The sequence below is a fragment of the Rhodospirillaceae bacterium genome (genome assembly GCA_040219235.1).
Lineage (GTDB): Bacteria > Pseudomonadota > Alphaproteobacteria > Rhodospirillales > Rhodospirillaceae > WLXB01.
Genome location: JAVJSV010000011.1, coordinates 1,105,044 through 1,120,089 on the forward strand (window position 1 = coordinate 1,105,044; position 15,046 = coordinate 1,120,089).

General features: G+C 50.9%; 11 protein-coding genes. 5 read left to right on the forward strand and 6 right to left on the reverse strand.

The genetic code is table 11. From position 1 onward, the window contains the following. Positions 1–11: 11 nt before the first annotated feature. A complete protein-coding gene (gene uvrB, locus RIC29_09180) occupies positions 12–2,165 on the reverse strand; it encodes an excinuclease ABC subunit UvrB (GenBank protein ID MEQ8735085.1) in 2,154 nt (717 codons plus the stop codon). 155 nt (positions 2,166–2,320) lie between these two features. Here uvrB and RIC29_09185 point away from each other — a divergent pair, with 155 nt between their 5' ends. Together RIC29_09185 and RIC29_09190 are read left to right on the forward strand one after the other, a co-directional pair. Beyond that, on the forward strand, positions 2,321–3,523 hold the full coding sequence (locus RIC29_09185) for a pyridoxal phosphate-dependent aminotransferase (GenBank protein ID MEQ8735086.1): 1,203 nt from the start codon (positions 2,321–2,323) through the stop codon (positions 3,521–3,523). Between the two features lie 57 nt (positions 3,524–3,580). Then, positions 3,581–4,537: an alpha/beta hydrolase gene (locus RIC29_09190; protein ID MEQ8735087.1), complete on the forward strand. Its 957-nt coding sequence runs from the start codon at positions 3,581–3,583 to the stop codon at positions 4,535–4,537. A gap of 15 nt (positions 4,538–4,552) precedes the next feature. Here the strand turns inward: RIC29_09190 and RIC29_09195 are convergent, their stop codons facing one another. Both RIC29_09195 and trxB read right to left on the reverse strand, forming a co-directional pair. Continuing rightward, positions 4,553–5,512: a LysR family transcriptional regulator gene (locus RIC29_09195; GenBank protein ID MEQ8735088.1), complete on the reverse strand. Its 960-nt coding sequence runs from the start codon at positions 5,510–5,512 to the stop codon at positions 4,553–4,555. Between the two features lie 39 nt (positions 5,513–5,551). After that, positions 5,552–6,496, reverse strand: coding sequence for a thioredoxin-disulfide reductase (gene trxB / locus RIC29_09200; protein ID MEQ8735089.1), 945 nt, complete (start codon positions 6,494–6,496; stop codon positions 5,552–5,554). 224 nt (positions 6,497–6,720) lie between these two features. On the opposite strand from trxB, the gene RIC29_09205 reads away from it, so the two are divergent. Then, positions 6,721–7,215 (forward strand): Lrp/AsnC family transcriptional regulator, encoded by a 495-nt coding sequence (locus RIC29_09205; protein MEQ8735090.1) that lies wholly within the window; start codon positions 6,721–6,723, stop codon positions 7,213–7,215. 17 nt (positions 7,216–7,232) lie between these two features. On the opposite strand, the gene greA is transcribed toward RIC29_09205, so the two are convergent. From greA to carA, 3 genes are all read right to left on the reverse strand, one after another. Beyond that, complete coding sequence (greA, locus tag RIC29_09210; protein ID MEQ8735091.1) at positions 7,233–7,706, reverse strand: transcription elongation factor GreA; 474 nt, start codon at positions 7,704–7,706, stop codon at positions 7,233–7,235. Between the two features lie 82 nt (positions 7,707–7,788). Further along, positions 7,789–11,055, reverse strand: a complete 3,267-nt coding sequence (gene carB / locus RIC29_09215; GenBank protein MEQ8735092.1) for a carbamoyl-phosphate synthase large subunit — start codon at positions 11,053–11,055, stop codon at positions 7,789–7,791. Positions 11,056–11,058: 3 nt separating this feature from the next. Continuing rightward, positions 11,059–12,267 carry a glutamine-hydrolyzing carbamoyl-phosphate synthase small subunit gene (gene carA, locus RIC29_09220; protein MEQ8735093.1) on the reverse strand — a complete coding sequence of 403 codons (1,209 nt, stop codon included), beginning with the start codon at positions 12,265–12,267 and terminating at the stop codon, positions 11,059–11,061. A gap of 365 nt (positions 12,268–12,632) precedes the next feature. Here carA and RIC29_09225 point away from each other — a divergent pair, with 365 nt between their 5' ends. Both RIC29_09225 and dnaG read left to right on the forward strand, forming a co-directional pair. Beyond that, positions 12,633–13,088 (forward strand): GatB/YqeY domain-containing protein, encoded by a 456-nt coding sequence (locus RIC29_09225; protein MEQ8735094.1) that lies wholly within the window; start codon positions 12,633–12,635, stop codon positions 13,086–13,088. Positions 13,089–13,135: 47 nt separating this feature from the next. After that, positions 13,136–14,944: a DNA primase gene (gene dnaG, locus RIC29_09230; GenBank protein MEQ8735095.1), complete on the forward strand. Its 1,809-nt coding sequence runs from the start codon at positions 13,136–13,138 to the stop codon at positions 14,942–14,944. Positions 14,945–15,046 lie beyond the last annotated feature (102 nt).

A 15,046-nucleotide genomic window follows, 5' to 3' on the forward strand; every position in this document is an offset into this window, starting at 1 on the left:
ATTGAAGCAGGTTAGCGTCGGCGTGATTTCTGACGTTGTCTTACCGTGCGGCCTCTGCCTTTAGCCCCTGGTTCAGGGATGCGTGCCACTTTTCCCCTGGCCTCTTGGTCCGGGCTACTCAGCGCATCGGGTGCCATTTCAAGTTCTAGGTTTTCTAATCGACGAATTTCATCACGTAATCTGGCGGCCTCTTCGAATTCCAAATTACCTGCCGCCGTTTGCATCTTCTTTTCCATGTCCGTAATTACGCCACGGAGATTGTGACCCAGGAGCTCACTCTCCTCGGCGAAGCCCGTATCAACTGTTACGCGGTCCTGCTCGTAAACGCTTTCCAGAAGATCTGCGATCTCTTTGCGGATGCCTGCCGGCGTAATATTATTGGCCACATTAAAGGCTTGCTGTTTTTCTCGACGGCGATTGGTTTCGTTGATGGCTTGCTCCAGGCTCCCAGTCATTTTATTGGCGTACAGAATAACTCTGCCATCGATGTTTCTGGCTGCACGACCGATAGTCTGAATCAAAGATCTGGTGGACCGTAAGAAGCCCTCTTTATCAGCATCCAGAATGGCGACCAAGCTACATTCAGGTATATCAAGGCCTTCACGCAGCAGGTTAATTCCAACCAGCACGTCAAAGACGCCCAATCTGAGGTCGCGAATGATCTCAATACGCTCCAGTGTGTCCACATCCGAATGCATATAGCGCACGCGCACGCCTTGTTCCGTCAAGTACTCTGTTAGGTCTTCCGCCATACGTTTTGTCAGAGTGGTAACAAGGGCACGCATACCTTTTGCGGCAACGTCCCGGACTTCTCCAAGCAGATCATCGACTTGTGTATCTGCCGAGCGAATGTGGCAGACCGGGTCAATCAGTCCGGTCGGTCGTATGATCTGCTCGACAAAAGCCCCTTGGGTACGCTCCATTTCCCAATCACCGGGGGTTGCCGACACAAACACGGTCTGTGGGCGCATGGTTTCCCATTCTTCAAACTTCAGTGGCCGGTTGTCGCAACAGGAGGGTAGCCGAAAACCAAAGTTGGAGAGTGTTGATTTCCGTACAAAGTCACCTCGATACATGCCGCCGATTTGTGGAACGGCAACGTGACTTTCATCTACAAATAGCAAGGCATCATCAGGAATGTATTCGAATAATGTTGGGGGTGGTTCTCCAGGTTTGCGACCTGTCAAATAGCGCGAATAGTTCTCGATGCCTTTGCAGTGCCCCGTCGTTTCCATCATCTCTAGGTCAAACATGGTCCGTTGTTCAAGCCGCTGAGCTTCCAGCAACTTTCCTTCCTTGTGAAACACGTCCAGTTGCTTTTTCAGTTCTGCTTTTATGCCTTTAGCGGCTTGGGAGAGCGCAGGGCGCGGGGTCACATAATGGCTACTTGGATAAACGGTGATTAGTTGCAGGGCGGCTGTTTTTTCCCCTGTCAGAGGGTCAAACTCATTAATCGATTCGATTTCGTCGCCAAACAATGACAGGCGCCAGGCCCGATCTGCATAGTGAGCGGGGAAAATCTCAATGACGTCGCCACGCACTCTAAATGTGCCGCGCACAAAAGCCGTGTCATTGCGCTTGTATTGCAGGGCAACCAGTTGCTTGACCAGTTCTGCTCGGGGCAGTGTGGCCCCTTCTTCAATCACAATGGTCATGCGTGAGTAAGATTCAACCGAGCCCAAACCATATAGACAAGACACCGAGGATACGATGATGACGTCCCGACGCTCCAATATTGATCGCGTCGCAGAATGCCGCATCCGATCAATCTGTTCATTGATGCTGGCGTCTTTTTCTATGTAGGTGTCTGTGCGGGGCACGTAGGCCTCAGGTTGGTAGTAATCGTAATAGGATACGAAATACTCAACCGCATTGTCCGGAAAGAAGGATTTAAATTCACCGTAAAGCTGTGCGGCTAAAGTCTTGTTCGGCGCCAATATCAGGGCGGGGCGGCCAGTGCGCGCAATAAGTTGCGCCATGGTAAATGTCTTGCCGGACCCGGTAACGCCCAGCAATACTTGATCGCGTTCATTTGCCCGAAGGCCCTTCTCTAGTTCTTTAATAGCAGCCGGTTGATCTCCCGCAGGCTCAAACTCGCTGACGAGTCGAAAGTCCGCACTCTCTCCTGGCTCAGGTTTCTCATACATGGGAAGGGCGATGGTCATGCTTGCTAACATAGGGATAGATTTCGATAGCCTCCAGTACCGAAATCCAAGATTTCGATGCTTTTTGAGGTGATCTTGGTTGCGCCGGACCGCCCACGGCAGTAGCTTGCGGCCAAACGACTATTCAACTTTTCTCAATCTTCCGGGAGGATCCCGTGTCCATCATCGCCGACCGCATGTCAGCCATCAAACCCTCACCAACGATGGCCGTAACGGCCAAAGCGGGTGAACTCAAAGCCCAAGGCGTAGACGTCATTGGGCTAGGTGCTGGAGAACCCGACTTTGACACCCCGGATCACATCAAAGCGGCCGGTAAGGCAGCGATTGACTCCGGAAAAACCAAATATACGCCGACCAATGGTATCCCCGAATTGCGTCAAGCTGTGGTGGATAAGTTCAAGCGCGAAAACGGCTTGGACTATGACATTGGTCAGGTCCATATCGGCGTTGGTGGCAAGCAAGTATTGTTTAACGCTATTTTGGCCACTATTAATGCCGGGGATGAAGTGCTTATTCCGGCACCTTATTGGGTGAGTTACCCGGATATGGTGCTTATCGCTGGCGGTACGCCGGTTTTTATTGAATGCACTGAGGATGAAAACTTCAAGCTCTCGGCTGAGAAGCTGGACGCGGCAATCACCGATAAAACCAAGTGGTTGATCCTCAATTCCCCCTCAAACCCTACGGGTGCCGCTTATACGGAAGCAGACTTGAAGGCCGTTGCTGATGTTCTCCTCAAGCACCCCCATGTTTGGGTGATGACTGATGACATGTATGAACACCTCGTTTACGACGATTTCGAATTTAAGACGATCGCGCAAGTTGAACCAAAACTGTTTGATCGCACGCTCACCATTAATGGTGTCTCCAAAGCGTTTGCCATGACGGGATGGCGCATGGGATATGCTGCTGGGCCCTTGGATCTGATTAAGGCCATGAACAATATTCAATCTCAGAGCGCCTCTCACACCAGTTCAATAACTCAACACGCTTGCGTGGCCGCGCTTAATGGTCCGATGGATTTCTTGGCTGAACGCAATGCGGTCTATAAAGAGCGTCGTGATTTGGTCGTCAAGATGCTCAATCAAGCCGAAGGTATTAGCTGCTTGACACCGGAAGGTGCATTCTATGTTTACCCGTCTATAGCGGGATGTCTTGGAAAAACGTCTAAAGGCGGGCGTAAGATTAAGGGCGACTCAGACTTTGTGACGGCTCTTCTCGAAGAAGAGGCGGTCGCGGCTGTGCAAGGGGAAGCCTTTGGATTGTCACCGCACTTCCGGATTTCCTACGCGACATCGACCGAAGCGCTAAAAGACGCCTGCACGCGCATCCAAAGGTTCTGTGCAGCGCTTTCCTAGGAATCGTGCTTAAACATGTGGCAGACTACCTCCTAGTCAACTGGGGGCGGTTTTGCCATGGTCAGAGTAAGTCTCGTTAGCGTCGGCATTCTTGTTTCTCTGCTTGTCCTGTGGCTGATAGCAGTGAGATTTGGGGCCTTCAATCCCTCTGAAGACTATCTTGTTGAAACTTACACAGACGAGCGCTCGCGATTTCTAACAATTGACGGCGTTCGTCTTCATGTGGTGGAGGAAGGGCAGGGGCCGGTCATCATTCTTGTTCATGGTTACCTCGGTAGTAACCGTCAGTGGGAAGGCTGGGCAGAGCGTCTGAGACAGGATTTCCGGATTGTGCGCTTTGATTTTGCGCCCTTTGGGTTGTCAGGGCCGGACCCGACAGAGGAGTATGGTGTTGAGCGTGCGATGCCATTGTTCGAGGGGCTGGTTGAAGAACTCGGCTACGAACGCTTTCACCTTGGCGGCACGTCATCGGGCAGCATTATGGCCCTCAGATATGCTGCGAAGTTTCCCGAGCGTGTCGATAAACTGCTCTTATCAACGGTTCCTGCATACACACCGGGAGATCGAATTCCACCGCCGTGGCAGTTTCGTTCGATGATGTGGATCAGTGACAACATCTTTAAGGTTTGGCGGCCAAAGTTATATTGGCGCTTGTTTTTAGAAAATATCTTTGGCAACGACGACCGAATTACGCCGGAGATGGTTCAAGGGTATGCGGACCTCAACAATCGTGCGGGTAACATTCCAAGAGTGCGTCAGTTCATTATGGCAAACGCCCGCAGTAAGTTTGATCTCGCTGAGGCTGCTGCTCAAATTACAGCACCAACGTTGTTGCAGTGGGCTGGCCAGTCTCCAGTCCTCACAGCAGATGGTCTGAGCAACGTTCTGCCTCTATTTACAAACACTGAAGTCAAGGTGATCCGATATCCTGGACTTGGCCATAAATTAATGCTGGAAGACCCGGAAACCACGGTTTCTGATGCTCGCGCATTTCTTATGGGGGGCGAGCCCTAAAACACAGGCTATGGTTTAACTGGCGTCTTGTGCTTTCTCTAAGTCCTGTTGAGACACAGGAAGTTGCAGGCGTGCACGTGTGATTTCTTTGAGCAGGAAGTCTCTAAAAGCAGCTACACGCATGGTGTTGCGCAGTTCTTCCGGATAAACGAAGTAGGCATCAATCGGTGGGCTACTCAGTTCAGGTAAAATCTGTACTAAACCCCGACCTTCGCGATAAAAGTACTCGGGTAGCGCACCTATTCCTATACCGCTTTTCACTGCCCGGTAGACGCCGTAGAGGCTGTTTACACGCAGGACAGGATTAATTTTTCCTACCGTTTTTTCAACTTCATTGACGTGCCAGTTCACTTCTTCAAACGGAAGGGCGCTTCCACCGAAGACAACAAGCTTATGATTAACTAGGTCTTCAATCGATGTCGGTGTTCCATGCTCTTTCAAATAGTCTGCCGACGCAAAAATATGGCCGTATAGATGGCCTACATGGCGTTGAATAAGGTCAGGCTGTTTTGGCTCGTTGAAGCGGATGGCGACATCGCCCTCACGCATAGCAAGGTTCAATTCGCGATCATCCAATCTGAGCGTAACGTCTATCCCTGGGTAGTCTTTGATAAACTGTCGTAAACGACCTGTGAGCCATACTGACCCAAAGGCCATTGTGGTCGTGATTGTTAACGGACCCTCTGGGGCATCTTTTGATTCGGTCAATTGGTTCTCGACGGACGTCAATTTAGAGAACACGTCGTGCACCGTTTTGTAGAGCAAATCACCTTGCTCGGTCAGGATCAGGCCGCGTGCATGGCGATGAAACAGTGTAACTTTAAGAGAACTTTCAAGGGCACTGATTTGCCGGCTAACGGCTGATTGGCTGAGTGTTAGAGCCTCGCTGGCATGGGTAAAACTACCCGCTTCGGCGACGGCGTGAAAAACACGAAGTTTGTCCCAGTCGAGTCGGCTTTTTCCTTGCGAGGGCATGATGTGTCCTTCCCGGTCATAATGTGCCGCACGAGGGGTTTAGGCTGAGCGTGAGGCTAAGAACCTATCTGCTTCAAGAGCGGCCATACATCCGGTTCCTGCCGCCGTAACTGCTTGCCTGAAGATATGGTCTTGGACATCGCCACAGGCGAACACACCGTCGATGTTGGTTCGTGTGGAATCAGAGGCTGTAATCAGATAGCCGCCATCTTCCATATCCAATGTGCCTTTAAACAATTCCGTATTCGGTGTGTGTCCGATAGCGACAAAAACGCCATCGACTGAAAGATGTGATGTCTTATTCGTTTTGATGTTCTTTAGCTTCACACCCGTCACACCTAATGGATCAGAATCTCCGACCACTTCTTCCATGACTGTATCCCAAATCACGTCAACTTTTTCGTTTGCGAACAAGCGATCTTGAAGAATTTTTTCAGCCCGGAAAGAATCTCGACGATGGATTAATGTCACTTTGCTGGCGTGATTGGTCAGGTAAAGGGCCTCTTCGACGGCAGTGTTACCGCCCCCAATGACACATACCTCTTTTCCTCGGAAGAAGAAGCCATCGCAGGTTGCGCAAGCAGATACGCCAAATCCCATGAATTTTTCTTCTGACTCCAAACCGATCCAGCGCGCTGATGCACCTGTCGAAATGATCAAAGAGTCCCCTGTATAGATATCTCCGCCATCACCGATGCAGGTGAACGGGCCTGAACTTAAGTCAACAGAGCTGATGGTATCTTGAATGATTTTGGTCCCGACATGTTCCGCCTGCTTTTGCATCTGTTCCATCAACCATGGACCTTGGATCACATCGGCAAAACCAGGGTAGTTTTCAACATCGGTTGTGATCGTCATCTGGCCGCCAGGTTGCATTCCAGCCACCAAAATAGGTTTTAAGCTGGCGCGTGCAGCGTAAATAGCAGCCGTAAGGCCTGCAGGGCCTGATCCAAGAATAAGTACTTTTGAGTGGTGCTCGGCCATAAGTCGTGAATGCTTTCTAATAGAAAAGTGTAGCAAAGGGAGCGGTAACATAGGTCTCGGTCAGGGGAGTGACAAGACGACAGTGGAGCAAAGAGGGGCGGTTCTTTAGGGATTCTGTATCTTGGTGTGCGCGTGACTATTTCGGTCGCAATTTTTCCTATTTGTGTAATATTATTACGCGTAAAGTCTTAATCATCCGAACTATATCGTTGTCGGGAGAGATCATGCAGCGTGTAAAACTAGATCGAATTGATCGACAGATATTAAGTGATCTCCAGTCTGATGGTCGCATGACAAACGTTGATCTTGCTAAAGCAGCGGGCATCTCAGCCCCACCTTGTTTGCGTAGAGTCAGAGCCTTAGAAGAAGCAGGATTCATCAAAGGGTATCATGCAGATTTAGATCCCGTATCGCTCGGGTTTAATGTGTCTGTCTTCGCGCACGTCGGTTTAAATAGCCAAGCAGAAGTTGATCTTTTGGCGTTTGAAAAAATGGTCGATCTGTGGCCCGAGGTCAGGGAGTGTCACATGCTTGCCGGTGAGACGGACTTTCTACTCAAGATCGTTGCCCGCGATTGGGACGAATACCAAAAATTCATCACCTCAAAGCTGACCGCAGCGCCCAATGTTGCGCAGGTTAAGTCAGCCTTAGCTATTCGCAGTTCAAAGAAGCTCTCTGGTGTTCCAATTACGGTGCGGCCAGATAAGGATGTGGCTTAGAATTCACGCCAGAAGTCTTACTTAAATTTTACGTCAATGATCTCGTAGCTTTTAACGCCACCCGGGGCTCTCACCTCAGTGGTATCTCCAACAGTTTTGCCTATCAACGCGCGTGCAATAGGAGACTGAACAGAAATGCGTTTTTTATCCAAATCGGCTTCGTATGGACCAACTATTTGGTAGGTCGTTTCTTCATCCGTGTCTTCGTCGGCAAAACAGACCGTGGCGCCAAACATCACGACAGACCCTGAGAGTTTCGAAACGTCTATAATGTCAGCACGGCTGATGACGTCTTCAAGCTCCTGAATGCGGCCCTCGATAAAGCCCTGTCGTTCTTTGGCAGCGTGATACTCTGCGTTCTCGGAGAGATCTCCGTGCTCACGCGCCTCCGCAATGGCCTTAATAACAGCTGGCCGTTCTTTCGACTTTAGTCGTTTCAACTCGTCTTGCAGCGGGGCTAATCCCCCAGCCGTCATAGGAACTTTTTCCACGACGCACCCTTTATTCTATCCGTAAATGAAAAACGCCTGCTCTTCCAAGGTGAGCCAGGCGCTTAACGTCAGGTTCTTGAAGTTATCTAAAATAGGATTGCAGGGGGGCGACATCAAGTGCGCCGTCTCTTAAAGCTGAAATTGCATCTACGGCCGCTTCAGCCCCCGAAAGGGTTGTATAATGACAAATCTGACGGGTTAGCGCGGTCCTGCGGATATCGTAGCTATCCTTAAGCGATTGTGCGCCTTCCGTAGTATTGATCACCAGTTGGATGTCTCCTGAAATCATAGCATCCACGCAGTGCGGTCGTCCTTCAAGAACTTTGTTAATAACATCAACATTAAGACCCTTCTCAGCCAGAAAAGCCTGGGTTCCTGAGGTTGCAATAATCTTAAAGCCAAGGTCTGTGAGTTTGTGAGCCACTTTGAGGGCACCGGCCTTATCTTGATCTTTTAGGGATAAAAATGCAGTGCCTGAGAGCGGGAGTCGTGTTCCGGCCCCCATCTGCGACTTTGCGAACGCCCTGGGGAAATCGACGTCAATCCCCATAACTTCACCGGTTGACTTCATCTCGGGTCCTAAAATGATATCAACGCCTGGGAAGCGGGCGAAGGGGAACACGGCTTCTTTTACAGCAATGTGATCCTTGCTTTCTGCGCGCGTGTCGAAATCGTATCCTGATAAACCCAAGTCAGCGAGTTTCTCACCTGCCATCACCCTGGCAGCAATCTTAGCAACTTGTATGCCAGTTGCTTTGGCCACGAATGGAACCGTGCGACTGGCACGCGGATTGACCTCAAGAATATAAATCTCAGAGTCTTTGACGGCGAATTGAACATTCATCAACCCGACCACATTAAGGCCCTTAGCCAAGGCGCGTGTTTGAATTTTTAAGTCTTCAACAATCTCTTTAGACAATGAGTAAGGCGGCAGCGAGCAGGCTGAGTCTCCAGAGTGAATTCCAGCTTCTTCAATGTGTTCCATGATGCCGGCGATGTAGATGTCATCTCCATCCGATACAGCATCAACGTCAACTTCAATCGCGCCGGATAAATAGGAATCAATCAGAAGAGGATTGCTCCCCGTCACTTTGACGGCATCACGGATATAAGAGCGAAGTCCTTCTTCCTCATGAACAATTTGCATGGCCCGTCCACCCAAAACGTAAGACGGACGGATGACGACGGGGTATCCGATTTTGTTTGCGCTATTTACGGCATCTTCTTCTGTGAGGGCAGTTCCGTTGGCGGGCTGACGGAGCTTAAGATCGTTTAGCAAATGCTGAAAACGCTCACGATCCTCGGCGAGATCAATGGCGTCGGGTGATGTCCCTAAAATAGGAATGCCTGCGGCTTCAAGGGCCTGTGACAGCTTTAGGGGTGTTTGACCTCCCAACTGCACAATAACGCCTTTTACCGTCCCTTTACGTTGCTCAACGCGAATTAATTCAATTACTGATTCTGGCGTTAACGGCTCGAAATAAAGCCTATCAGAGGTATCGTAGTCAGTTGAGACAGTCTCTGGATTACAGTTGACCATAATCGTCTCATAGCCAGCATCAGACAGTGCAAAGGCCGCATGACAGCAACAGTAATCAAACTCGATGCCTTGCCCGATCCGGTTTGGACCACCACCTAAAATGATGATTTTTGTTTTGTCTGTTGGGTCTGATTCGCAATGAGGCTCAACATATCCATCGCCCTCATAGGTGGAATACATATATGGCGTCTGTGAGGCGAATTCTGCTGCGCAGGTATCAATGCGTTTATAGACGGGCAGAATTCCAGCTCCGCGGCGCTTCTCAGCGACCACGAGCGGGTCTGTATTTGTCAGTTCGCCGATCCGTTCATCTGAAAAGCCGAGACGTTTGAGGCGAGCAAACGCTGGCGGGTCAGTAGGAAGACCATCAGCTTTCAGTTGGGTCTCAACATCGACAAGGGCTTTGATCTGAGCCAAAAACCACGGATCGAACTTGCTTGGCTTCTGAATCTCTTCAAGCGTCATTCCAGCACGGAAAGCCTGGGCGATCACGAGCAACCGGTCTGGGCGAGGTGCAAGCAGTGCTGCCGTGAGGGTGCTCAAATCGTTTACCGGTTTTCCTGCTTCCTCAAGGTAGACTTCGTTCAAGCCAGTTAACCCCGTTTCCATGGATTGCAGGCCTTTTTGAAGACTCTCGGCAAAACACCGTCCCACCGACATCGCTTCGCCAACCGACTTCATTGAGGTGGTGAGCAGCGGTTCGGTGTCAGGAAACTTTTCGAAGGTAAAACGTGGAATCTTAGTGACCACGTAATCAATTGTCGGCTCAAAGGACGCTGGCGTTACACCAGTAATGTCGTTGTCAAGTTCGTCCAGCGTATAACCGACGGCCAGTTTTGCGGCGATCTTGGCAATCGGAAACCCTGTCGCTTTGGAAGCGAGCGCTGATGATCGTGAGACGCGAGGGTTCATTTCAATAACGACCATCCGCCCGTCTGTAGGGTTGATGGCGAACTGTACGTTGGAGCCGCCTGTGTCCACACCAATTTCACGGAGGCATGCAATCGAAGCGTCACGGAGAATTTGATATTCTTTGTCAGTTAAAGTGAGTGCCGGTGCGACAGTTATGGAATCGCCTGTGTGGATGCCCATGGGGTCGACGTTCTCAATCGCACAGATGATAATGCAGTTGTCTGCGCTGTCGCGCACGACTTCCATCTCAAATTCTTTCCAGCCTAATACAGACTCTTCAACCAGAACTTCCGTCGTTGGAGACGCAGAGAGGCCGGTTCCGACGATGGTCTCGAATTCTTCTGTGTTGTAGGCAATGCCACCGCCTTCTCCGCCAAGGGTGAAGGACGGTCTAATAATGGCCGGTAAACCGATATGTTTAACAGCGGCCCGTGCTTCTTCAAGGCTATGAACCACTTGGCTGCGTGGGCTCTCTAGTCCAATGGCTTCCATCGCTTCGCGGAACAGCAGTCTGTCCTCAGCTTTGGCGATGACATCTCTTTGTGCGCCGATCAGTTCAATACCAAGCCGCTCAAGTACGCCATCGTCAGCAAGCCTCATGGCTGTATTCAGCCCTGTCTGTCCACCCATGGTGGGAAGAATGGCGTCTGGACGCTCTTTCTCGAGAATCTTTGTAACGGTCTCCGGCGTGATGGGTTCAATGTAAGTTGCATCTGCCATCTCGGGGTCGGTCATGATGGTCGCCGGATTCGAGTTGACCAGGATGACGCGGTACCCCTCCTGACGCAGGGCTTTACACGCTTGCGCACCGGAGTAATCAAATTCGCATGCCTGACCGATAATAATTGGGCCAGCGCCGATGATTAGAATGCTTTTAATATCTGTACGTTTGGGCATGGGTTAAGCGCTTCTTGCCGCATTGGTTTTTGCAGCCGTCATAAGGTCTGCGAATCGTTCAAATAAATAGTAGCTGTCTTGAGGGCCTGGCGACGCTTCTGGGTGATATTGCACCGAGAACACCGGCTTATTCTCGACTCGTATGCCTTCTAATATGCCATCGAATAGAGAGCGATGGGTTTCGATGACACCATTCGGGAGGCTGTCCCGATCTACACTGAAGCCATGATTCTGGGAGGTGATTTCAACTTTACCGGTTTCCAGGTCTTTGACCGGCTGATTAGCACCACGATGACCAAATTTCAGCTTGTAAGTTTTTGCACCGAGGGCCAGCGATAAAATCTGATGCCCAAGACAAATCCCGAAAATCGGTTTACCAGTTTCCAGCAGAGACTGCACAACTGGAACTGCATAGGCGCCTGTTGCAGCGGGGTCTCCGGGGCCATTGGAAAGAAAGATGCCATCAGGTTTGTGGGATAATATATCTTCTGCTGATGCAGTTGCCGGAACAACCGTGACCTTGCATCCAGCATTGGCCAAACATCTGAGAATGTTGCGTTTAGCGCCAAAATCAATTGCGACAACGTGATGCTTTGCCGTTGCACCATCTTTGCCTATCGCCCCATATCCCTTGGCCAGATCCCATCGGGTTTCTGTCCATACCTCTGAAGATTCCCGCGTGACCGCCTTGGCGAGGTCCATACCTTCAAGCCCAGGCCATTGCTTTGCTTGCTTGAGAAGGGCCTCAAGATCGAGCTTGCCATCGGGAGAATGAGCAACAACTCCGTTAGGTGCGCCATTATCTCGAATAAGCCCTGTTAAACGCCGCGTATCAACACCTGACAACCCAATAAGATTATGGTCTTTTAGCCATTCGTTTAGATGTTGACTGGACCGCCAGTTGGCGGGCTCGGTCACGTCCATACGCAATATGCAGCCAAGAGCGGCAGGGCGCGTGCTCTCCATGTCCTCGTCGTTGGTGCCCACATTACCGATGTGAGGAAATGTAAACGTGATAATTTGTGCTGCGTAGGATGGGTCGGTCAGTACTTCCTGGTATCCCGTAAGGGACGTGTTGAAGACCACTTCTCCGACATGGGCGCCGATGGCGCCTAAGCCTTTACCCCAAAAAACAGATCCATCGCTGAGAACCAATACCCCCGTCGCACCTGGTGGCTGGGGAGGAAATTCTTTGGCACTCGCCTCCGGCATAAGAATCCGTCTGTTTTGGGGCCTAATTAAGCCCTGGGTGGTCGCCCATCTAAGCGTGTTTACCCGGTCCAGTTGTCCTGCTATTCCGTCCCCAGTCTGATGACCTGGGTCAGCATCGCAAAATCTCAATATTGTGGCGGGGTCAAACCCGGGCTTGTAAAACGACCGAAACCATCTCACATAAGTACTTAGAATAAGCAAAATTTTGCGGTTGATAAGCAATCATATGGATCAAGTCAAGTCTCTGGTGTGCCAGATTTTTGTTAGCGAAAACAATAACTTGATCGCATGCGAGAAGGCTTTGCGTTAGTCCGTCTAATAGGTTATTTTGATCCCTTAACTTCTATTTAGGAAGTTCTTTTTCCATGTTACGTAACCAACTCTCCGACGCGCTGAAAGATGCGCTGCGTGGCAACGACAAAAGGTCCGTCGCCACAGTTCGCCTTATTCTTGCAGCGCTCAAGGATCGCGACATTTGTGATCGTGGGCGCGGCAATACCGACGGCATAGATGATGCTGAAATCCTTGAAATGCTTCAGTCCATGATTAAGCAACGCCGCGATAGCATCGACATGTATGAGCAAGGCGGTCGCTGCGAACTGGCTGAGCGGGAACAAGAAGAGATTGAAATTATTTCCCGCTTTATGCCGGAGCAACTCGATGAGGATGAGATTCGTGGCGCTGTCACGGATGTAATTGGTGAGCTTGAAGCCTCCAGTTTAAAGGATATGGGGCGGGTGATGGCGGCCCTTAAAGAGCGCTTCTCTGGTCGGATGGATTTCGGTCAGGCCAGTTCGGTGGTTAAGGAAAATCTTGCCTGACGCACCATTGTTTGGGCGATTCATAAGGGCCAGGTTAGGGATGCCATATGTCCTACCCTCCTAATTTTCTTGATGAAATCCGCGTGCGTGTGCCCGTGTCGTCGGTGGTTGGACGTGCGGTCAAACTTCAGCGCCGTGGTCGGGAGTTCATAGGCTTAAGCCCGTTCACATCTGAAAAAACGCCGTCTTTCACGGTCAATGATGAGAAAGGGTTTTACCACTGCTTCTCGTCCGGTGAGCACGGCGACATCTTTACGTTCCTCATGAAAACCCAGAGCGTGCCATTTCCAGAGGCTGTAGAACGACTGGCCGAAGAGGCTGGCTTGGAAGTTCCTCGCGCTACGCCAGAAGAAGCGCAGCGGGCGGAACGCCGCACCACGCTTCAGGATGCTGTCGAGTTTGCTTGTCGATTTTATGAGCAAAAATTGCGATCACCAGAAGGGCGTGAGGCTTATGACTACCTCCGCAACCGTGGCTTAAGTGACGCTGTCATCAAAGCCTATCGTCTGGGTTACGCACCCGGGAGCAATGCCCTTAAAGCGGCTTTATTACGAGACTCCATAGGTGAAGATATTGCTATAGAAACGCGTGTTCTGAGCCCCGGCCAGGATGGGCGACCCTCTTTCGATTTTTTCCGTGACCGGGTCATGTTTCCGATTCTCGACGCACGCGGGCGGCCAGTGGCCTTCGGAGGTCGAGTCTTGGGGGATGGCGGGCCAAAGTATCTGAACTCACCGGAAACACCCCTTTTTCACAAGGGGCATATTGTCTACGGGTATTCACAAGCGCGAAAATCTGCCGCAGAGCAAAGCGAAGTGATTATTGCCGAGGGCTACATGGACGTTATTGCGTTATCCCAGGCCGGTATCACAAACGCTGTTGCGCCTTTAGGAACGGCCCTCACTGAAGAGCAGATCGCTTTACTTTGGCGCATATCCCCTGAGCCCATACTTTGTTTTGATGGCGATAGCGCGGGGCAAAAAGCTGCTCTGCGGGCCGCCGACCGGGCGCTGCCAATGCTGGAGCCAGGGCGATCACTGAGATTTGCGATTTTGCCAGCAGGGCAGGACCCAGATGATCTAATTAAGTCAGACGGGAAAGAAGCAATGCGCGCTGTGCTTGATGGTGCCCTACCGTTGTCCGAAATTATCTGGCGGCGTCTTATCGAGGGGCGGCGCATCAATACGCCTGAGCGTCGGGCAGCGCTAGAGAAAGAAGCAGATGAATTGATTCGGGTGATTAAAGATGGCTCGGTTCAAGGGCATTATCGGCGCTTGCTTCGTGAGCGCATATATCAGCTGTTCCGGGGGCAGAGCGGTGGCAATACAACTCGGCCAGGCCGGGGCCTGCAAACTGGCTCAAGACCACCTCATTTTGCGGCAAAACAGTCCGCTATGGACGTGGATACTTTACGACATCGAATCTTGTTAGCCACGCTTATCAACCATCCAGAGCTCCTGGATCATGTTGAAGAGCGGCTTGGAGCTATGCCGTATGCCGATTCGCGCCTTGACTCACTTCGACAATCGGCCTTAATGCACCTCTCGCAGTCGTCGAACCTTGAATCCCAGGTCTTAAAGGACCACTTATCAGAATTAGGGTTCTCCGACGAACTAAAGAAGCTAATCAGTTCAGAGGTTTACATACACGCCGGATTTGCACGTCAAGAGGCTCAACTTGAGGACGCAACGAAAGGGTGGGATCACACGTTTTCGTTATGTCAGCGCGGCGACTTAGAGGCAGATGTCCGGCGTGCAGCAGATGATTTGATCAATGATCCGACCGACAATGCCTTTGCAGTTTTTCAGTCTTTGAGAACTGAAGGTCAAGAGTCAGACGATAATGATCGGTCGTAAAGATAGCCCAGACGGGCTGTATGAAGAGGCCCGACGGGGGAAGCGACGCATTGCTAAAGCGTGAGTCGCTGGGATGGTTTAACGAAGGGAGAGCGTAGCTCC

Excerpts from the sequence above, each read along its gene's own strand:
- dnaG (MEQ8735095.1), top strand. The coding sequence starts at position 13,136 with ATGTCCTACCCTCCTAATTTTCTTGATGAAATCCGCGTGCGTGTGCCC.
- RIC29_09195 (MEQ8735088.1), bottom strand. The coding sequence starts at position 5,512 with ATGCCCTCGCAAGGAAAAAGCCGACTCGACTGGGACAAACTTCGTGTT.
- trxB (MEQ8735089.1), bottom strand. The coding sequence starts at position 6,496 with ATGGCCGAGCACCACTCAAAAGTACTTATTCTTGGATCAGGCCCTGCA.
- uvrB (MEQ8735085.1), bottom strand. The coding sequence starts at position 2,165 with ATGACCATCGCCCTTCCCATGTATGAGAAACCTGAGCCAGGAGAGAGT.
- RIC29_09205 (MEQ8735090.1), top strand. The coding sequence starts at position 6,721 with ATGCAGCGTGTAAAACTAGATCGAATTGATCGACAGATATTAAGTGAT.
- RIC29_09190 (MEQ8735087.1), top strand. The coding sequence starts at position 3,581 with ATGGTCAGAGTAAGTCTCGTTAGCGTCGGCATTCTTGTTTCTCTGCTT.
- carB (MEQ8735092.1), bottom strand. The coding sequence starts at position 11,055 with ATGCCCAAACGTACAGATATTAAAAGCATTCTAATCATCGGCGCTGGC.
- carA (MEQ8735093.1), bottom strand. The coding sequence starts at position 12,267 with ATGCCGGAGGCGAGTGCCAAAGAATTTCCTCCCCAGCCACCAGGTGCG.
- RIC29_09225 (MEQ8735094.1), top strand. The coding sequence starts at position 12,633 with ATGTTACGTAACCAACTCTCCGACGCGCTGAAAGATGCGCTGCGTGGC.